The following is an 18103-nucleotide window of genomic DNA, read 5'->3' as shown; positions in this document are numbered from 1 at the left end:
GTTGGGTAGATGGCATTGCCGCTTGCCTGGCCATCTGATATCAGAGAAGCTCCGCGCCAGTCCATGTTCAGGGCGAATTAGCCACATGATCGAATGGTTTAGGGAAGAGTTGAATGACGCTCAGGGTGATGGTAATCGGTGGCTACGGAAACTTTGGCAGCATCGTTTGCCGGCATTTAATTGCGATGTCAGGTGTATCCCTGGTGATTTCGGGGCGCGACTCACACAGGTTGTTGCGCAAAGTCGATGAGCTGAAAGCCCAATCGGGCACAACTTGTGAAAGCTGGTGCGGCGATGCCATGGACACTGCATTCAAGTCCGTCCTGGACTTGATGGGTATTCAGTTGGTCATTCATACCGGCGGCCCGTTCCAGGGACAGACCTATGCCGTTGCGCAGGGCTGTATCGATGCGGGCGTGAACTATTGCGACCTGTCTGACTGCCGTACCTTCGTCACCGGTATCGGCGCGCTCGACGTGCAAGCCAAGCGTGCAGGAGTGGCTATCCTCAGCGGTTGCAGTTCGGTGCCAACCTTATCGGCAGCAATAATCGACCAACACCGACATCGCTTCAAACGTATCGACTCGATCGACCATGGCATTTCATCTTCGGCAAAGATGCCGGGACTGTCGACCGTCGAAGGTGTGCTCGCCTACGCAGGCAAACCGATCAAGCAACTCAAGAATGGACGGGTGCATGAAGTGTTGGGCTGGCAGGACCTGACGCTTCGCAAGATGCCAAGACTGGGGACCCGGGTGCTGGCCAATGTCGACGTGCCGGACATCGATATATTCGCCCAGCGTTATGGTGCGCAAACCCTGAGCTTCAAGGCTGGGTCAGGCCTGAAGCTCGGCGGTGTGGCCAACTATCTGCTGGCTCAGGCGATGAGAGTGGGGCTGGTTCGGGACCCTGCGCCATGGGCTGCAAGGTTGCATCGCTTGGGCCGCAGGTTCGAGCGATTCGGTGATGGTAAAAGTGCAATGTACATCGACGTCCGGGGCATCGATGTTGATGCAAAGCCGCTGTCCATGACGGTGCAACTGACCGCTATGAATGACAAGGGCCCAGAGATCCCCAGCTGCGCGGCTGTTGCCTTGGCCGCAAAAATCGTCCAAGGGTACTCGCCCGAGCCCGGTGCCCGGGCTTGCGTGGGCGAGATCACCGTTGATGAGTACATGGCTGCGATCAACGACCCGGCGAATCTACACTTGTCGGTAAAATTCTCTGACGAGCAGGGCTGACCATGCTCTACCTGAGTCTGAAGTACATCCACGTAATCGCCGCCATTTTCCTGTTCGGATTCGGCATGGGGTCTTACCTCTATTTGATCGCCGCCAGCCGCACGGCCAATCCTCAAGTGATCGCGCACGTGGCGAGAATGGTCGTGCGGTTCGACACCTGGATTACCACACCGGCAGGTTTCATTCAGATCGTGACGGGTTACCTGTTGGTGAAGCTCGCCGGACTTCCCCTCACCACGGAATGGGTTCTGACGTCGCTGATCATCTTCCTGTGTGTGGGCTCGCTGTGGCTTCCGGTGTTGGTGCTTCAGAAGCGGCTGCAGATGATGGCCTTGAGCGCGGTTGAGACGGGGGTGGGGCTTGCTGAGGAGTACAGATCCGTTTACAGGAAATGGTTCTGGATGGGCGTTCTGGGGTTTTTGGGAATGTTCGTGATTGTGATGATTATGGTGACGAAGATGACGCCGAGGGACTTGATTGAAGTGATGGGGTAGGAGGGTGAGGCAATGCCGGACGCGGGCTATCACCAAACGACGCAACCAACCCAGGCAGACGAGCAGTCACTCAAACGTTACATTCCTAGTGGGAATGGATAGCATAAAATTAATGAATTTTAATTATCGATGAGCATGGCGTAGCTTGATTTGAGGACATGGAGAATCGCCTTGAAATCATCGCCTCTGAACGCAGCTGAAAAATTTGATACCTCACGGGCCAATGAGTACGGACGACAGAGCCGTATTGCATTGGCAGGCTATGACGCCTGCCACGATCTTGCGGCGTGCATGCTGGCGGCAATCCTCGGTGACACAAACTCGGCGAGAATACTGGTCGTTGGCGCAGGCGGTACGGCTCAGGAGATTATTGCAATGGCAAGGTTGGAGCCGAGTTGGCGTTTCACTGCCGTTGATCCCTCTGAGCCGATGCTGGAGGCCGCGACGCAGCAGCTGGAGGCAAACGACTTGCTTGAGAGAACGGACGTGCATCTTGGTCAGGTTGACGACCTGCCACCGGACGCGTCATACGACGCGGCGACGCTGATCGGTGTACTCCATCATCTCGCTGGAGACGACGCCAAACGACAACTTCTACGTTCCATTCGGACTTATCTAAAGCCAGGTGCGCCGTTGATTGTCGCGGGCAATCAATATGCCTATGCCAGTCAACCATTGTTGCTTGCTGCCTGGGGGCAACGGTGGCGACAGCAGGGTGCGAGCCTGGATGAAGTGAAGGTCAAACTTGGGAAAATCCTTCAAGGCGCTGACCCTCCACACTCCGAGGCGGCAGTTCAAAAACTGCTGCATGACTCGGGATTCGGAGACGCTACTCGTTTTTTCAGCAGCCTTTTCTGGGGGGCTTGGGTGACGTGTAACACTGTCTGAATGGAGCCGATTGTTGGTTATTGGCCGATAGGCGTATCTCGCCAACGGGAGCATTGGATGGTGATTGCGGACGATATCGGTAACGTCGTGTGGCGAGTGACGCCCGTGCCATCATCGAAGGAAGGGTGATGAGGCGAACGCCCACGTCAGGGAAATAAAACACAAACGATGAATAAAGATGGTCTTCGAATCTATCGAAGCCCGAGGACCGACAGGACAAACAGGGCGATCACAACTGCCCCGACGATGTAGACGATGCTGCTCATGAAATCCACCTCTCATACTGAACGGGATTGCGACACCAGGGTATTGCCAATACAAGGTACGGCACTGTTGTTCGAAATTCCGTTCGGCAGCACACATAGCTCCGTTTTCATTCGCTACCTCCATTGGCCTGTACATTGGAAGCAGCGGTATGGCTTGAGTTCGATTTTTTACCGGTGTTCCCGATGGGTGTCAGCTCCATCGGGATTCAACCGTGTGACGTACGTCGTTCACCAGGCTTGATTGTCTGCCTCAGGGAATCCTACCGACCGCTAAACACCGCCGGCCTGCGCTCTGCAAACGCCGCCAGCCCCTCATCAAAGTCGCTGCTCTCGCATGCCTGTCGACGCAGTTCTGCAATCTGTTCCATCGCCTGAACCGGCATCGGTTGCAGGTCTTCGAGTATGCGCAGCTGCTCCTTGACCGCGGCAATGGCCAGCGGCGCTTTGCCGGCAATCGTGTGTGCCAGTTCCAGCGCAGTGGCCTCCAGCGTGTCGCTGTCGACCAACCGGTTCACCACACCGAAATGTTCAGCGCGTTCTGCATCGAGCTTGTGCGCGCAGAAAAACATTTCCTTCAACACGTGGATCGGCAGGTTGTTGAAGAAGCGCAGCAGCCCGCTCGTTGTGTAGGGCAAACCGATGTTAGCCGGCGTCATCGAAAAGCTCGCACTGTGATCGGCGACCACCAGGTCGCAGCTCATCGCCAGGTCGACCGCACCGCCCCATACCGAACCGGAGATCATGGCGATCACCACGCCGGGGTAGGCGCGGATGCGGCGCAAGACTTTTTCGAGTGGCTTGCCGTAGGCAATCGGGTCGTGATCGTGTTGCAGTTCGCGGATGTCATGGCCGGCGCTCCAGACGGGCTGGCCGACTTCGCTGCCGAGTATCACCACCGGTATGCGTTGTGACGCCAGTGCGACGAGGCTTTCGTCGAGGGCCGTCAACAGTTGTGCGCTGAGGGCGTTGCGGTGGGTGGGGTTGCTGAAAACCAGCCGACCGATTCGTTCATCGACCATGTTGACGGTTACGGTGGCGGAAGAGGTTTGCGTCGGGGTCATTGTGCGGTTCCTGTTGATTGTGCGGATGCCATTACTGGCGAATCACTGGTGTCCTGATACACGGCCTTCGCGGCCAGCAGTGCGTTGATCGATGCCGTGTCGAAACCTGCCTCGCGCAGGACTTCGAGGGTGTGTTCACCGAGCAGCGGCGGTGGTCGCTGGCTGATACCGGGCGCAGGTTCTGCGGCGTCGGTCGCGCTGAACACCGGGGTCACGACCTGGCGCAGCGCGCCGAGTGTCGGGTGCATGAGTGTTCGGGTCAGTTGGCTATGCAGCACCTGCGGGTCGTCGAACACTTCGTCGAGTGTGTTGATCGGACCTGCGGGTAAACCGGCCTCGATGAACAGTTCGGTCCAGGCGCGTTTGCTGCGGGTTTTCAAGCGGCTTTCCAGAATAGCTTTCAACTCGTCACGTCGCTCGACCCGGGATTCATTGGTGGCGAAGCGCGGGTCGTCTGGCAGTGTCGGCAAATCGAGCAGTGTGCATAAACGTCCCCACATGGCCGAGGTGATTGGCGCCAGATTGAGCGGGCCGTCCTGCGTCTGGAACACCCCGTAAGGCGCAATGACCGAGTGGGCGTTGCCCGTGCGGCGGGGGACATCGCCGAGGCTGAGGTAGCGTTGACCGTGCACACTCAACAACCCGACCAGGCTGGCCAGCAACGAGGTGCTGACGTGTTGGCCGTGCCCGGTGCGTTCGCGCTCCAGCAGGGCGGCCAATACCGCCGTCACCAGCCACATGCCCGAGGTCAGGTCGCCGATGGCCGTGCCGGTGCGGGTCGGGTCGCCATCGACGAACCCCGTCAGGCTCATCAGCCCCGAGTAGCCTTGGGCGATCTGATCGAAACCCGGCCAGCTGCTCATCGGGCCGTCACTGCCAAAGGCGTTGATGCTGCCCATGATCAGCCGTGGATTGCGCGCGCTGAGCACCTCATAACTCAGGCCCATGCTATCGAGGGTGCCGGGTTTGAAGTTCTCGATCACCACGTCGGCGTCATCAATCAGCCGCTGGATCGCGGCCAGGCCCTGGGGGTTGCGGAAGTCGATGCACATGCCGCGCTTGTTGCGATTGCACGACAGATAGTAGGTGCTCACGCCCCGGTCGAACGGGCCCCAGGTCCGGCTCATGTCACCGGTCGGGCCGGGCTCGATCTTGATCACATCGGCGCCGAGGTCCGCCAGCACCATGGTGCAGAACGGCCCCGACAGTGCGCGACTCAAGTCGACGATCTTCACGCCTTGCAAAGCTTGCATACGGTTCTCCACTGAATGTTTGAGCGCTGCGGTTTTATTGCGGCAATGGTTGATCACGGGTTTCGACGGCAAACGGCAGGATCAGCATGCCGGCCACGAAGGCCGCAGCGGTCCAGGCGATGGGGGCGCCGAGCGAGCCATGCCAGTGGATCGCAGCAGCCAGCAGGAAGTTGACCCCGGCGCCGATGAAGCGGCCGACCGAGGCGTTGAAGGCGAACGCCGTGGCGCGGATTCGGGTCGGATACTGCTCGGGCAGCCAGAGCGAGAAAATCGCGAAGTTGCCGCCGAAGAAACCGAGAAACACCAGCGACACCATGAACAGGTGCAGGCCGTCGTCCATATAGAAGACCCAGCCAAAGGCGACGATGATCGACGTCGCCATGCCGGCGAAGTAGATGCCCAACGCAAGCCGTCGCCCAAGCCGTTCGGCGAGCCACGGCGCAACAAGGCAGCCGAGAATGGTGCTGAGCGACAGTACCGCTGCGCCAATGGATGCCAGGTGCACGGCGCCGACGTGGTCGATGCCGGCGCGGGTCGCCAGGGTCACCACGGCCGTTGCTTCGTAAACCGAGCCGGCCCACAAACCGACGATGGCGACTCCGACCAAGGCTGAGCTGGTCAGCGTGCGTCGGCGAAAGGCCGGGGCGAAGATTTCCCACCACGAGGTGCGTGCAGACGTGATGGGGGAACGTGCAACAGGGTGCGCCACCTTATGCGTCTGGGCAGGCTCTTTCACCTTCAACGCGGTGTAGATCGCCACCGCTGCCGGTGCGAGGCCGCACAGAAACATCACGCGCCAGCCGTAGGTTGCGCCGACGGTGTAGTTCAGCAACGCGGCAATGAAAAAGCCGAAGTAGTAGCCGGTTTGCAGGTAGCCCGCGCCCATCTTGCGCCGGTCCTCCGGCCAGCTCTCGGCCACGTAGGTGCCGGCCAGTGCCCATTCGCCACCGACACCGATCCCGGCGATCAGCCGAAACGCCGCCAATTGCCAGATGTTCTCCGAGAAGGCGGCGGCTCCGGTAAACAGCGAATACACCAGAATGCTGGCTGCCAGCATCTTCACCCGGCCAAAACGGTCGGCCAGCGGTCCCCAGATAAACGACAGACCCCAGCCGATCAGAAACAGCCCGAACAGCAGAGATCCGTACATGGCGATGTTGGCGGGGGTTGGGGTGATGCCCGAGTTGGGCAGCAACTCGGTCAGGGCGGGAATCAACACCAGGGCGAAGATCACCGAATCCACGCCATCCAGCACCCATCCCAGGTAGACCGTCCAGAAGCCGCGAATCTGCTCGCGGGTCAGGGGCGTTTTGATCGGCTTCACGCTCGTTGCTGATGCGGTTAATGCTCTGGACATTAAGGATCTCCCATTGACCTTGATCAGGCCTATTGAGGCGCTACGAGGCGGGGGACGCCGTCAGCGCTTCGTTTATTGTGAAATCAGTCTAGGCAGCGCATCTCATAAGCTACAAATATGAAATTCCTTTGGTCCCATCGGATTTTTATATAGAGTCAGATTCTTTGGACGTCCCCCCCATGGACCTGCGCCAGTTGCGGTATTTCATCAAGGTGGTCGAGTGCGGCAACATCACCCGCGCCAGTGAGGCACTGCATATCGCGCAGCCCGCGATCAGCCAGCAGATGCGCAATCTGGAACGGGACATGGACACACAATTGCTCGAGCGCAGCGTGCAGGGCGTAGTACCCACCGCGGCCGGGCAGACACTGTACCGGCATGCCATCGAGCTGCTGCGCCAGGCCGACGGCACCCGTGAACTGCTGCGTCAGGACGCCGAACTCCCCCAGGGCAAGGTCTCGGTCGGCATGCCGTCGAGTACTGCGCGGATGTTGGCAATTCCGCTCGCGCGCACGATCCGCAGTCGGTATCCGGGTATCAAGCTGGAATTGATCGACGCCCCGAGCGCCGAGCTGGGAGGCCTGATCACGGTCGGGCGAGTTGCGCTCGCGGTGAATGTCGATGTGGTCGAAACCCGTGGGCTGATCTCGCAGCGACTGCTCACCGAAACGCTGTACCTGATTGCGTGGCCGGAATTTCCGTTACCCGAGGGGCCGGTGACAATCGACGCCTTGGCGAAGATGCCGCTGGTGCTGCCCTGTGCCCCAAACACCATTCGCAGTCGAGTCGAGTCGGCATTGCAGGAGGCCGGTCTGCAGTGTGAGGTCGAGTTCGAAGCCAACTCCACGGACTTGCTGTTCTCAGCCGTTCTGGCAAAGCTCGGTGTGACGATCCTGCCGTGGGCGGCCGCCCATGCTGAATTGGATCAACATAAGCTCAAGCTGGCCAGGATCGATCATCGGCTGTTCACCCGTGAGCTGTCTTTGTGCTGGCCTGACACCGCCGTGCAGAGCAACGCGGTGCAAAAGGTCAAGGCAACCATTTTTGAACTGTTCGAGGCGTTTGGACGCCACCCGGGGTGGGCGGACGGGCAATGACGCCATCAGGTGGATGGCGAATGACGCAGCTAGAGCCTTGGAAGTCGACGCTCGGCCACCTCAATAAGAATTAGCGTCAACCACACGTTTCACCGTGTCGAGTGCGACTTGCAGGGCATCCAGTTCCAGCGAGCCGAGCGCAAGCCTGATCGCGTGAGGAATAGGGGCGGAAGTTGCAAAGGGCTCCGCAGTCGACACCGAAACGTGCTCGCGCATCAGTGCCATCGCCACCTGGTCTGCGCGAACCTCTTCACCCAACGGCAGCCAGAGAAAATAGGAGGAGGGATGACCGATGTACTTCAGGTCGGTCAACGTGGCTCTGGCCATGGCCTGTCGCTTCGCAGCGTCCTGGCGCTTTTCGTCTTCCAGGCGATTGACCGTGCCGTCGTCGAGCCAGTTACAGGCGATTGAAGTCATCACCCCGGGCGTGTTCCAAACGGTGGCGCGTATGGCTCTCTCGATAGCGGGTACCCAGGCGGAGGGCGCCGCGACAAATCCGACGCGCAGCCCGGTGGCGACACTTTTCGACAGGCCTGTCACGTACACGGTTCTTTCCGGTGCAAGCGCTGCCAAGGGGGGCGGTGCGTCCTCTGCGAGGAACGCATAGGCGGCGTCCTCGATGATCAGCACGTCATGCTCGCGGGCGATGCTCACCAAACGTTGCCGCCAGCTTTCGCTGACGACCCACCCCAGTGGATTGTGCAAGGTCGGCATGGTGTAGACGGCGCGGACCTTTCTGCTGCGGCACAGTCGAGCCAAGGCATCCAGATCAGGTTCACCGCCTGCAGCGGGGAGGGGGGCCAGTTCCAGGCGCTGGGTGTCCGCGAGGACTTTGAAACCGGGATAGGTCAAGGCATCCGTCACGACAACATCGCCTGGGCGCAGGAGCCCCATGACAGTCACCGCCAACCCGTGTTGAGCCCCGTTGACGATCAGTACGTGCTCGTCGCCGACGCTCAAGCCTCGGCATTGGAGATGCCTGGCGACTGATGCACGCTCATGCTGTCGTCCGCCATGGGGCTGATAACGGAGCAATGCCTCCAGATCGCCCGCAGACGCCAGTTGGCGCAATGCGCCACGCAGCAGTTCTGCCTGGCCCGGTAGAGACGGGTAGTTGAAGTTAAGGTCCAGAACACCGGTGGCGACTGCATGCTGGTCGATGCCTAACCCGGTTGGCAACGAGGTCTCCCGGACAAACGTACCTCTCCCGGTTTCGCCGCTGACCAGGCCCATGGTTTCAAGCTCTGCGTAGACACGGGTCGCCGTGGCCAAGGCGAGGCCTTCGTTGGCCGCAAGCTCCCGGTGCGTGGGCAGGCGCGTCCCAGGTGACAGGCGTCCTGCTCGAATGTCGGCAGCGAACGCGTCGACCAACGATTTATACCGGGAGCGAGCCATGGAGATGTATCCATTACAATAATTTGATTGTACTAATTATTCGCCATAGCCTGCGCCTGTACAACCGCCTCCTTCTGGCGGATGCCAGCCACATTTGCAGGAAGCCCCAGCCATGCATATCGCCATTCTCACCTTCGAAGGCTACAACGAACTCGACTCCCTGATCGCACTCGGTGTGCTTAACCGCATCAAGAAGCCGGGATGGCGCGTATCGATTGCCAGCCCAACGGCCCGTGTTCGTTCAATGAACGGGGTCGTGATCGAATCCCAGGCAACGCTTCGCGAAGCGAGTGAAGCCGATGCGGTGATTGTCGGGAGCGGCATGCAGACTCGCGAGGTCGTGGCTGACACCGCCCTGATGGCGCAGTTGCAACTTGATCCCTCGAGGCAGCTCCTGGGCGCGCAGTGTTCAGGCACGCTGGTGTTGGCCAAACTTGGCTTGCTGGAGGGTGTACCGGCCTGTACGGATTTGACGACGAAACCGTGGGTTCAGGCGGCTGGCATCGATGTCCTTAACCAGCCGTTCTTCGCCAAAGGCAACATCGCCACCGCCGGTGGATGCCTCGCTTCGGTCTATCTTGCGGCCTGGATCATTGCCCGCCTGGAAGGCGTCGAAGCGGCAGAGAGCGCACTGCACTACGTCGCGCCAGTCGGGGAAAAAGAACAGTACGTTGAGCGCGCAATGCGCAATATCGCAGCGTACCTGCCCGATGGACGGGTTACTCGAGGCGATTAAAGCGAGAGCCAAGGCACCGGCTCAACTCGTAATGCTGTTCATTTAAGCAATTTCAGCCGCGAGGCATTCTTTGTAGCATTACGGCTTAAGTGAACAGCATTACGACTCAACTCGGCTCTTGCGCAAGCTGCGTCACCAAAAACTCGATAAACGCCCGGGTCTTCTGCGGCACCCGACGTGCAGACGAGTAGACCGCGTTGATGGTGATCGGCGGAGCCTGCCATTCGCACAACACGGCGACCAGCCTGCCGGCCGCCAGAGCCTCTTCGACAATGAAGTTCGGCAGCAAGGCGATCCCCATGCCGGCTTCTGCCGCCTGGGCCAGCAGGTCGCCATTGTTGGCATGCAGCGGGCCGGTGACGTGCACGCGCTGCGTCTCGTTGCCGTTGCTCAATTGCAGGCTGACGCCGCTCTGCAGGTAGCCATAATTCAGGCATTGGTGGGCGCTCAGGTCCTTTGGCGATTGCGGTGTGCCCGCGCGCTCAAGATAAGCCGGGGAGGCGACCATGATCCGCGGAGCAGGCGCCAACAGTCGGGCCACCAGGGAGGAGTCCGGCAGGCTCGCGATGCGGATGGTCACATCGAAACCGCCGCGCACCGGATCGACCTGCTGGTCGCTCAGGACCAGTTGCAGCTCAATGTTCGGATGCTGCTCATGAAACAACGGGATCAACGGCCCGAGTCGCCGCAGACCGAACGACATCGGCGCGTTGACCCGCAGCACGCCGCGTAGTTCGCCAATGCCGTTACGCGCACGTTGCTCGGCTTCGTCCACGGACGCGATCACTTCACGGGCCGCTTCGTAGTATTCCGCGCCGGCCTCGGTCAGGTGCAGGCTGCGCGTTGTGCGCTGCAGCAACTGCACACCGATGGCCTCTTCCAGCGCCTGAATCTGTTTACTGACTTTTGAGCGCGGCACATCCATCGCTCGGGCTGCGGCGGCGAAGCCGTTTGCTCCGACAGTGGCGACAAAAGCACGCATGCATTCGATCCGGTCCAATATTGTCCCTGTTTTGGAAATAATGATTACGCATTTTAGGTAATTGTTTCGGTTTTATCCAGCAACTACATTAGGTTCCAAGCCGGTAGCACACCACCTCCAACGAGACCACGCACCGTGCCTTACAGCCTGAATAACTCAACCCTCCAGAACAGCGACATCAAAAGGAACACGCCATGTCTATTCGTGAATTGCTCAACCCAACCAACTCCGCTCTGATCCTGATCGACCACCAGCCGCAAATGTCCTTCGGCGTGCAATCAATCGACCGTCAGACCCTGAAGAACAACACCGTTGCACTGGCCAAAGCCGCGAAGATCTTCAACGTGCCGACCATTTTGACGTCGGTCGAAACCGAAAGCTTCAGCGGCTACATCTGGCCGGAATTGCTCAGTGTGTTTCCCGATCATCAGCCCATCGAGCGCACCTCGATGAACTCCTGGGAAGATAAAAAACTGGTGGAGGCGGTGAAGGCCACCGGCCGCAAGAAACTGATCATGGCCGCACTCTGGACTGAAGTCTGCTTGAACTTCCCGGCTCTGGAAGCGCTGGCCGAAGGCTACGAGGTGTACATCGTCACCGACGCATCGGGTGGGACGACCAAAGAAGCTCACGACATGTCAGTGCAGCGGATGATCCAGGCCGGTGCGGTGCCGGTGACCTGGCAGCAAGTGTTGCTCGAGTACCAGCGCGACTGGGCACACAAAGAGACTTACGACGCAGTGATGGACCTGGTGCGCGAGCACAGTGGTGCCTACGGCATGGGCGTGGATTACGCTTACACCATGGTGCACAAGGCGCCGCAACGTCAGGTCAAGTAAGCCACGGAAAAATTCCGTTGCTCAACGGCGCAGTTCGCTGCGCCGTCACTGCCAACGGGCATGCTCGGAGAGTCAGTCATGAACATCGAATTGTCGGAAGGCGTGGTCACACTGCTGGTGCGCCATCGGGTCAAACAGGGCGGGGATGAGGCGTACGAAAACTGGTTGCGTCGCACCATTGCCATCGCGCGCACGTATCCAGGGCATCTGGGCATTGATGTGATGCGCGGACAAAGCCTGGGGTTGGCGCAGTTCACCAGTGTGCTGCGTTTCGCCACGACTGAACAATTGCAGCATTGGCTCGATTCCGAGGATCGCCGCAAGCTGGTCGAAGAGGCGCGGCCATTGCTCGCCGATGGCGACCAGACCGAGGTCAAGGCCGACCGTGAGTTCTGGTTTACTCCGACTGATGAGGCTGCGCCGCCCCCACCGCGCTGGAAGCAGTCCTGCGTGACCTTTTTGGTCATCCTGCCCCTGAGCTTTCTGGTGCCGATGCTGTTCAAGCCGCTGTTTGGCTGGATGCCCTGGCTGGGCGGTTATGTGCAAAGCAATGTGCTGATCACGGCCAGCATCGTGCTGTTGGTGGTCTACGTGTTCATGCCTCGGGTGACACGTCTGTTCGGAAAATGGTTGCAGCCGTGATCCGGCGAGCGAGGTCCTGCAGAGTGCAACTCCTCGCTGACCGTGAGCAGGTTCTCGTGTTGCGGGGCGATTTCAACGCTAAGCCAGGTACCGCCGGAACCAATCCAGCGTCCTGCTCCAGGCAAGCCTGGCGGCGGCTTCATCGTATCGAGGCGTGGAGTCGTTATGGAAACCATGGTTAGCGCCAGGGTAGGTGTAGGCTTCGTAAGTCTTGCCGGCAGCTTTCAACGCCTGCTCAAAGGCAGGCCATCCTTCATTGGTCCGCGTGTCCAGTTCGGCGTAGTGCAGTAGCAGAGGCGCCTGAATCCGGACGACCTCTTCAGCCCTAGGCTGACGACCATAAAAGGACACTGCAGCACCCAACTCTGGATAGGCCACGGCCGCGGCATTGGCGACGCCACCGCCATAACAGAAGCCGACGATGCCGACTTTTCCAGTGGTCGAGTCATCCTTCATCAGCCATTCGATGGCGGCGAAAAAGTCATTCATGAGCTTTTCAGGATCGACAGTCTGCTGCAGCGCCTGACCCTTTTCATCGTTGCCGGGATAACCTCCGACCGATGTCAGGCCGTCGGGGGCGAGGGCGATGAATCCTGCCTTGGCCAACCGCCGGGCGACATCCTCGATGTAGGGATTGAGCCCGCGATTTTCATGCACGACCACCACTGCTGGCACCTTGCCGCTGGCTTTCGCCGGGCGCACCCGATAGCCACGGACTTGCCCGTGTCCCTTGGGGGAGGGATAGGTGATGTACTCGGCGATGATGTCCGGGTCGGTAATGGGCACCTGCTCGGCGAGCGCATAATTGGGGCTCAGGGCGGTGAGGAGGGCGCTGGCCGTCAAACCACCTAACGTGAACAACGCCGCACGATCCAGAAACTCTCGCCTGTTGATCATGCCGTGGGCGTAGTAGTCGTAGAGCTCAAGCAGCTCAGGGGAAAAATCTTTTGCAGTAAGACGGTTCATCTGTGCGCTCCCTTTGCATCAACCGGGTTGTCACTGTGATGTCCAGCAATGCATCGTAGACAATAATTCGCACATCTTGCTACTCGGCCACTAAACGCTTTCAGGTACGTCAATCTGAAGTGCAAGCATGAGCTTCGTGACGATCGCTGACGATGGGTCTATCGCTGCATCCACCATCATGTTCACCGCAGTCTGCGCCAGAGCCACGATGGGATGCGACAGTACGGCTTGTACAACGCCGTCACGCAGGGCAGCTTGGGTGATGGGTGTCAGGTCGTGGCATACGACTGTGGGAAGCGCGATGTTCTGGGCCTTCAGTTCGCGCAGGGCGTTGATGACACCCTCGATGCCGCCACCCGCCACGTACAAGCCGACAAGGTCGGGCTGGCTGCTCAGAAGGTCGAGCGTGCCGGCATAGGCGAATTCTTCGTCCTCCAGGGTGAGGCGCGTTGCCAATAGCTCCCAGTCCTGGGATTGCTCCGCAAGAAAGGAGCGCACGCTCATTTCACACAGTTCCTGGCACTGAAAACGCTGCGTTCCTACCATCACCGCCACAGGACCCGCGTGGGGCGCCAGGTTCTTGATGAACCAGCCGGCCGTGCGCCCCATTGACCGGTTGTCGACACCGACATAGCTGGCGCCGGCCGCCGCACTCAGCTCGGAAACCAGGGCAACAGCGGGAATGCCAGTAGCACGCAGCTGCGCCAAGGCTTCGCGTACGGCGGGATGATCTGCCGCCACCACACCTAGAGCGTCGATCTCTCCTTGCAGCTTGAGGATGCGTTGTGCAGTGGCGGCCGGGGCGAGGTCATCGATGTAATGGATCATCACCCGAACCTGGGCACGGACGCTGGACGCTGCTGCCTCGGCCAAGGCCTTGGCCAGCCCTTGATAAAACGCCACGCAACGCTTTTGCAGCAGGAACCCCAGGCGCACGGTTGGTCGCTGCTGAAGCAGGCGTTGCTCGATCACATTGCGACCGTAGAAGCCCAGCCGGGCAGCAGCTTCGGCAATGCGCCGTGCGGTATCGGCGCGAACGTTGGCGCGCAGATTCATCACCCGATCTACGGTGGACAGGCTAACGCCTGCGGCCTCGGCGACATCTTCCATGGTTGAACGGCGGCCAGTCGGCTGATGGATCTCTGACATGAAATGAAAGCCTGATTAATGTTTTTGACGGGTTCTGACAGGTATGGCTGCAGGACTATAGCAGTCGTGCACCCTGGCAACTTAGGATTTCTCCGAGCGAAACAGCGCCACTCATAACAACAATCATCGGAACCTGACATGACCCTCCATATCTCCACCGCACCCTGTTGCTGGGGCGTAGACGACGTCAACAATCCTCATCTGCCCGCGTGGCAACAGGTGCTCAGCGAAGCCGCGCAAGCCGGGTATCGCGGCATCGAACTGGGGCCGTATGGTTACCTGCCACTCGACGCTGCGGCAGTCGGCACAGTGCTCGCCGAGCAGGGCCTGCATGTGGTGGCCGGCACTGTATTCGACAATCTGGTGGATCCGGCCAACCTGCCGAACCTGCTGACACAAACCCGAAATATCTGTGCCTTGCTCAAACAACTGCCAATGGTGCCGAAGGAACCGGGGCAGCGCTTCGCCATGCCTTGTCTGGTGGTCATCGACTGGGGGCATGAGGAACGTGACTACGCGGCCGGCCACTCCGAACGAGCACCGCGTCTGTCACCTGACGCCTGGCTGGGCATGATGAATCACATCCGCGCCATCGCTGATCTGGCCTGGCTGGAGTTCGGTGTGCGCACGGTGATTCACCCGCATGCCGGCGGCTACATCGAGTTCGCCGACGAGCTGGCGCAATTGGTCGCCGACATTCCCTACGAAGTAGCCGGCCTGTGCCTGGACACTGGCCATCTCTACTACGCCGGCATGGACCCGGTTCAGACCCTGCGCCAGTACGCGGATCGCCTGGATTACCTGCATTTCAAAGACATTGATCAGGCCGTGTTCGATCAGGTACTGGGTGAGCACATCAGCTTTTTCGGGGCCTGCGCCAAGGGGGTGATGTGCCCGATCGGCCAGGGTGTCATCGACTATCGCGCCTTGCGTGAGCTGATCACCGAGCTCGGATACCAGGGCTACATCACGGTCGAGCAAGAACGTGATCCACGTAACGCCTATGGCAGTCTGCGCGACGTTGCAGCCAGCCGCACCTACCTCACTCAGGCTGGTTTCTGATATTTCTCACGGGAAGGATTTTCCAATGATCAATGGCAGCAAGCGTATTCCTGAACCTCTTCGTTGGGCCATGGTCGGCGGTGGGCGCGACAGTCAGATCGGCTACATCCACCGCAGCGCGGCATTGCGTGACCAGTCGTTTGTGCTGGTCGCCGGCGCCTTCGACCTGAACCCGGAGCGCGGTCGGGCCTTCGGCGTGGAACTCGGAGTAGACCCCGAACGCTGCTATGCAGACTATCGCAGCCTGTTTGAAGGTGAGGCCGGGCGGCCGGATGGCATTCAGGCGGTTTCCGTGGCGACACCTAATGGCACCCATTTCGCAATCACCAAGGCCGCTCTGGAAGCGGGGTTGCACGTGGTCTGCGAAAAGCCGCTTTGCTTCACCCTCGAGGAGGCGCAAACCCTGCGGGAAATTGCCGTGTCGAACAACAGGGTAGTGGGGGTGACCTACGGCTACGCCGGACATCAACTCATCGAACAGGCCCGGCAGATGATTGCCCAGGGCGAGCTGGGTGAGATTCGCATGGTGCACATGCAGTTTGCCCATGGTTTCCATTGCGAGCCGGTGGAGGCGCAGAGCGAGGCGACCAAATGGCGAGTCGATCCGCGTTTCGCCGGCCCCAGCTATGTGCTGGGAGATGTCGGCACCCATCCGCTGTACCTGTCGGAAGTCATGCTGCCCGAACTCAAGATCAAAAGGCTGCTGTGCTCTCGTCAGAGCTTTGTCAAAAGCCGCGCACCGCTTGAGGACAATGCCTACACACTGATGGAGTACGAAGGCGGGGCAATGGGCAGTGTGTGGTCAAGCGCCGTGAACGCCGGTTCCATGCACGGCCAGAAGATTCGCGTGATCGGCTCCAAAGCCAGCCTCGAGTGGTGGGACGAGCGGCCAAACCAGCTGGCATTCGAAGTCCAGGGCAAACCCGCCCAAGTGCTGGAGCGCGGCATGGGGTATTTGCATCCCGATGCCGTGCTCGACGACCGAATCGGCGCGGGGCACCCGGAGGGGCTTTTCGACGCGTGGGCCAACCTTTACTACCGTTTTGCCGTGGCCATGGACGCCGCCAACCACGGTGATCATGAGCGGTTGGCGACGCTGCGTTATCCGGATATCCATGCCGGTGTCGAAGGCGTTCGCTGGGTCGAGCGCTGTGTCCAGTCTGCGGACAGTGGCGGGGTCTGGGTCGATTACTGAGACGAGATCAGCGGAGTGTCACCCTCCATCAAAACACTAGGGCTGACTCGTGCAGCTTTTCGTGCTCATTTCTTTGCTCCTTGTTGAGGGTGGGCTCGGGTAGGCGCTCAGCGGTGCGAAAAGTACTGCTTCAGGCCATACACGAGCCCGGCGAACGGCATGTCGAGCGCAGCGTAGACGGCCTCGGCTTCGGGCGCGGCGTTGTCGGCCAGAATCTCAACGACGACGTTCGAGTAACCCACCGGGATCGACCTTATTCTCCAAGAAGGGACAGGGTCCTGGCGTCTGGCTCACCGGCGAAAAACTGGTCGAGGGCCCGCTGGAACAGAGGCTGTTCGGGCTTGATGCTGGCGAACAGCGTGAGACAGGAACGCAGCTTCAGGTCATCGGGGTGGCCAAGAATGGCGAGTGCACTCTTGTCGCGGTGTTGCAGGAGGGTACTGACGCTTTCCTCCAGTCGTGGCCCCAACACCTCATGCAGCAGATAGGCCCGGGCTTCGGCAGCACCGGAAATGGAAAAGCGCTGGGCCATCTCGCTGTGCCCGAGGCCCTGCAGTTGCGGGAAGATGAACCACATCCAGTGGCTGGTTTTATGCCCGGCACGCAACTCTTCCATGGCCCGGCTAAAAGCCGGGCGCTGGGCCTCGACGAAACGAAGAAGATCGAAAGGATCGTGCATGTTTGTACTCCCTCGAACGGTTGCCTATGGACTAAAGGCAGGGTTAACAATCCAGGCATACTGCGTCAGCAGTGCCGCAACCAAACCGATTCCTCCTTGAATGCGTACCCACCGAACAGCTGCTTTACTGCTCAGAGATTCGCTGGAAATACTGAGTATGGTTTTCATGTACCACATCCAGATGCGGCTTCGCTTTACATAGTCGAGCACCCTCTCTGGCACAAACGTCATTGCAGTTGATATAAATATGCACCACAAAATCATCGACTGTAGAGTTAGCCAAAACATAGGGTATCCCGTTGCACCTCCCCAATGCTCTGTTAGCTGAGTGAGGGTATTTTCAATGTCTCAATAACATCCTTTGGTTTTCTCTTGTAGCAGTTAATCATGTGATCGCAATAATCGCCGACAGTGCGAATGGTTAAGTGGCCGGAACTTATGGCTCTGAATGCCTCTTTGTCACAAACATCGAGGATGTCGCCTTCAATCACATCATATTCATTCCTGTTAAATAGCTCGGAAGCGTGAGTAGCCTTCAAATCTTTCCCAAATACGGTTTCGCTACTAAGCGAACCCACGCAGACATTGAAAGTGCTCGCAATTCTCTGCAAGGCAAACTCACGGATACGGTCATCGGGATCGCTCATGATGCATTCTCCTCTCATCATTACTTACAACCGTCATGACCTGAAGACGTGGCATCCCAGGCAGCTTTTCCTATCACACTCCATCATAGACACGTTCTGCCACTGGCGAAGCCGTAGCAACACTTCCGAAAGCGGAGATGTTTCAACGCTGGAG

At 59.3% G+C, this 18103-nt stretch carries 20 protein-coding genes; 9 read left to right on the top strand and 11 right to left on the bottom strand.

All coding sequences use genetic code 11. The features are described from left to right. The first annotated feature begins 113 nt into the window (after positions 1 to 113). The 3 genes from AC1DIG_RS00950 to AC1DIG_RS00940 all read left to right on the top strand — a co-directional run bounded on the left by AC1DIG_RS00950 (position 114) and on the right by AC1DIG_RS00940 (position 2623). Positions 114 to 1241: a saccharopine dehydrogenase family protein gene (locus AC1DIG_RS00950; protein ID WP_477765728.1), complete on the top strand. Its 1128-nt coding sequence runs from the start codon at positions 114 to 116 to the stop codon at positions 1239 to 1241. Positions 1242 to 1243: 2 nt separating this feature from the next. After that, positions 1244 to 1735: a DUF2269 family protein gene (locus AC1DIG_RS00945; RefSeq protein WP_477765727.1), complete on the top strand. Its 492-nt coding sequence runs from the start codon at positions 1244 to 1246 to the stop codon at positions 1733 to 1735. A gap of 171 nt (positions 1736 to 1906) precedes the next feature. Then, positions 1907 to 2623, top strand: coding sequence for a class I SAM-dependent methyltransferase (locus AC1DIG_RS00940; protein ID WP_477765726.1), 717 nt, complete (start codon positions 1907 to 1909; stop codon positions 2621 to 2623). Between the two features lie 526 nt (positions 2624 to 3149). Here AC1DIG_RS00940 and scpB read toward each other — a convergent pair. The 3 genes from scpB to AC1DIG_RS00925 are packed head-to-tail and all read right to left on the bottom strand — an operon-like array spanning position 3150 to position 6527. Then, entirely contained in the window at positions 3150 to 3950 is an 801-nt protein-coding gene (scpB, locus tag AC1DIG_RS00935) for a methylmalonyl-CoA decarboxylase (protein WP_477765725.1), read from the bottom strand. Beyond that, a complete protein-coding gene (locus tag AC1DIG_RS00930; RefSeq protein ID WP_477765724.1) occupies positions 3947 to 5203 on the bottom strand; it encodes a CaiB/BaiF CoA transferase family protein in 1257 nt (418 codons plus the stop codon). The genes scpB and AC1DIG_RS00930 overlap by 4 nt, the downstream gene beginning before the upstream one ends. A gap of 34 nt (positions 5204 to 5237) precedes the next feature. Beyond that, positions 5238 to 6527 carry an MFS transporter gene (locus AC1DIG_RS00925; protein WP_477765723.1) on the bottom strand — a complete coding sequence of 430 codons (1290 nt, stop codon included), beginning with the start codon at positions 6525 to 6527 and terminating at the stop codon, positions 5238 to 5240. A gap of 212 nt (positions 6528 to 6739) precedes the next feature. Between AC1DIG_RS00925 and AC1DIG_RS00920 the strand changes: the two genes are divergently transcribed. Continuing rightward, positions 6740 to 7657: a LysR substrate-binding domain-containing protein gene (locus AC1DIG_RS00920; protein ID WP_477765722.1), complete on the top strand. Its 918-nt coding sequence runs from the start codon at positions 6740 to 6742 to the stop codon at positions 7655 to 7657. A 60-nt stretch (positions 7658 to 7717) separates the two neighbouring features. On the opposite strand, the gene AC1DIG_RS00915 is transcribed toward AC1DIG_RS00920, so the two are convergent. Further along, positions 7718 to 9052, bottom strand: a complete 1335-nt coding sequence (locus AC1DIG_RS00915) for an aminotransferase-like domain-containing protein (RefSeq protein WP_477765721.1) — start codon at positions 9050 to 9052, stop codon at positions 7718 to 7720. Positions 9053 to 9164: 112 nt separating this feature from the next. Between AC1DIG_RS00915 and AC1DIG_RS00910 the strand changes: the two genes are divergently transcribed. Further along, positions 9165 to 9788 carry a DJ-1/PfpI family protein gene (locus AC1DIG_RS00910; protein ID WP_477765720.1) on the top strand — a complete coding sequence of 208 codons (624 nt, stop codon included), beginning with the start codon at positions 9165 to 9167 and terminating at the stop codon, positions 9786 to 9788. 106 nt (positions 9789 to 9894) lie between these two features. On the opposite strand, the gene AC1DIG_RS00905 is transcribed toward AC1DIG_RS00910, so the two are convergent. Continuing rightward, positions 9895 to 10788 carry a LysR family transcriptional regulator gene (locus AC1DIG_RS00905; protein WP_477765719.1) on the bottom strand — a complete coding sequence of 298 codons (894 nt, stop codon included), beginning with the start codon at positions 10786 to 10788 and terminating at the stop codon, positions 9895 to 9897. Positions 10789 to 10964: 176 nt separating this feature from the next. Between AC1DIG_RS00905 and AC1DIG_RS00900 the strand changes: the two genes are divergently transcribed. Together AC1DIG_RS00900 and AC1DIG_RS00895 are read left to right on the top strand one after the other, a co-directional pair. Beyond that, the gene (locus tag AC1DIG_RS00900; RefSeq protein ID WP_054597057.1) at positions 10965 to 11609 is read left to right on the top strand and encodes a hydrolase; all 645 of its coding nucleotides are present in this window, start codon (positions 10965 to 10967) and stop codon (positions 11607 to 11609) included. 78 nt (positions 11610 to 11687) lie between these two features. After that, a complete protein-coding gene (locus tag AC1DIG_RS00895; protein ID WP_477765718.1) occupies positions 11688 to 12251 on the top strand; it encodes an antibiotic biosynthesis monooxygenase in 564 nt (187 codons plus the stop codon). 78 nt (positions 12252 to 12329) lie between these two features. Here AC1DIG_RS00895 and yghX read toward each other — a convergent pair whose 3' ends face one another. Continuing rightward, entirely contained in the window at positions 12330 to 13217 is an 888-nt protein-coding gene (gene yghX, locus AC1DIG_RS00890) for a YghX family hydrolase (protein ID WP_477765717.1), read from the bottom strand. A gap of 90 nt (positions 13218 to 13307) precedes the next feature. Next, complete coding sequence (locus AC1DIG_RS00885) at positions 13308 to 14366, bottom strand: LacI family DNA-binding transcriptional regulator (protein ID WP_477765716.1); 1059 nt, start codon at positions 14364 to 14366, stop codon at positions 13308 to 13310. Between the two features lie 138 nt (positions 14367 to 14504). Here AC1DIG_RS00885 and AC1DIG_RS00880 point away from each other — a divergent pair, with 138 nt between their 5' ends. Then, positions 14505 to 15428: a TIM barrel protein gene (locus AC1DIG_RS00880; RefSeq protein ID WP_477765715.1), complete on the top strand. Its 924-nt coding sequence runs from the start codon at positions 14505 to 14507 to the stop codon at positions 15426 to 15428. Positions 15429 to 15453: 25 nt separating this feature from the next. Further along, positions 15454 to 16623: a Gfo/Idh/MocA family protein gene (locus AC1DIG_RS00875; RefSeq protein WP_477765714.1), complete on the top strand. Its 1170-nt coding sequence runs from the start codon at positions 15454 to 15456 to the stop codon at positions 16621 to 16623. A gap of 107 nt (positions 16624 to 16730) precedes the next feature. On the opposite strand, the gene AC1DIG_RS00870 is transcribed toward AC1DIG_RS00875, so the two are convergent. The 4 genes from AC1DIG_RS00870 to AC1DIG_RS00855 all read right to left on the bottom strand — a co-directional run bounded on the left by AC1DIG_RS00870 (position 16731) and on the right by AC1DIG_RS00855 (position 17949). Continuing rightward, a complete protein-coding gene (locus tag AC1DIG_RS00870; protein WP_477765713.1) occupies positions 16731 to 16865 on the bottom strand; it encodes a hypothetical protein in 135 nt (44 codons plus the stop codon). Between the two features lie 11 nt (positions 16866 to 16876). Beyond that, positions 16877 to 17302, bottom strand: a complete 426-nt coding sequence (locus AC1DIG_RS00865; RefSeq protein ID WP_477765712.1) for a DUF1810 domain-containing protein — start codon at positions 17300 to 17302, stop codon at positions 16877 to 16879. 24 nt (positions 17303 to 17326) lie between these two features. Then, positions 17327 to 17470, bottom strand: a complete 144-nt coding sequence (locus AC1DIG_RS00860) for a hypothetical protein (protein WP_477765711.1) — start codon at positions 17468 to 17470, stop codon at positions 17327 to 17329. A gap of 152 nt (positions 17471 to 17622) precedes the next feature. Further along, positions 17623 to 17949: a hypothetical protein gene (locus AC1DIG_RS00855; RefSeq protein WP_477765710.1), complete on the bottom strand. Its 327-nt coding sequence runs from the start codon at positions 17947 to 17949 to the stop codon at positions 17623 to 17625. Between the last annotated feature and the right edge of the window lie 154 nt (positions 17950 to 18103).

The organism is Pseudomonas sp. 05N431 (genome assembly GCF_056397005.1).
The sequence above is the reverse complement of the archived record's forward strand: the minus strand, read 5'-3'. Positions and strand labels throughout refer to the sequence as shown.

Excerpts from the sequence above, each read along its gene's own strand:
- AC1DIG_RS00950 (WP_477765728.1), top strand. The coding sequence starts at position 114 with ATGACGCTCAGGGTGATGGTAATCGGTGGCTACGGAAACTTTGGCAGC.
- AC1DIG_RS00945 (WP_477765727.1), top strand. The coding sequence starts at position 1,244 with ATGCTCTACCTGAGTCTGAAGTACATCCACGTAATCGCCGCCATTTTC.
- scpB (WP_477765725.1), bottom strand. The coding sequence starts at position 3,950 with ATGACCCCGACGCAAACCTCTTCCGCCACCGTAACCGTCAACATGGTC.
- AC1DIG_RS00930 (WP_477765724.1), bottom strand. The coding sequence starts at position 5,203 with ATGCAAGCTTTGCAAGGCGTGAAGATCGTCGACTTGAGTCGCGCACTG.
- AC1DIG_RS00920 (WP_477765722.1), top strand. The coding sequence starts at position 6,740 with ATGGACCTGCGCCAGTTGCGGTATTTCATCAAGGTGGTCGAGTGCGGC.
- AC1DIG_RS00915 (WP_477765721.1), bottom strand. The coding sequence starts at position 9,052 with ATGGCTCGCTCCCGGTATAAATCGTTGGTCGACGCGTTCGCTGCCGAC.
- AC1DIG_RS00910 (WP_477765720.1), top strand. The coding sequence starts at position 9,165 with ATGCATATCGCCATTCTCACCTTCGAAGGCTACAACGAACTCGACTCC.
- AC1DIG_RS00900 (WP_054597057.1), top strand. The coding sequence starts at position 10,965 with ATGTCTATTCGTGAATTGCTCAACCCAACCAACTCCGCTCTGATCCTG.
- AC1DIG_RS00895 (WP_477765718.1), top strand. The coding sequence starts at position 11,688 with ATGAACATCGAATTGTCGGAAGGCGTGGTCACACTGCTGGTGCGCCAT.
- yghX (WP_477765717.1), bottom strand. The coding sequence starts at position 13,217 with ATGAACCGTCTTACTGCAAAAGATTTTTCCCCTGAGCTGCTTGAGCTC.
- AC1DIG_RS00885 (WP_477765716.1), bottom strand. The coding sequence starts at position 14,366 with ATGTCAGAGATCCATCAGCCGACTGGCCGCCGTTCAACCATGGAAGAT.
- AC1DIG_RS00880 (WP_477765715.1), top strand. The coding sequence starts at position 14,505 with ATGACCCTCCATATCTCCACCGCACCCTGTTGCTGGGGCGTAGACGAC.
- AC1DIG_RS00875 (WP_477765714.1), top strand. The coding sequence starts at position 15,454 with ATGATCAATGGCAGCAAGCGTATTCCTGAACCTCTTCGTTGGGCCATG.
- AC1DIG_RS00865 (WP_477765712.1), bottom strand. The coding sequence starts at position 17,302 with ATGCACGATCCTTTCGATCTTCTTCGTTTCGTCGAGGCCCAGCGCCCG.
- AC1DIG_RS00860 (WP_477765711.1), bottom strand. The coding sequence starts at position 17,470 with ATGAAAACCATACTCAGTATTTCCAGCGAATCTCTGAGCAGTAAAGCA.
- AC1DIG_RS00855 (WP_477765710.1), bottom strand. The coding sequence starts at position 17,949 with ATGAGCGATCCCGATGACCGTATCCGTGAGTTTGCCTTGCAGAGAATT.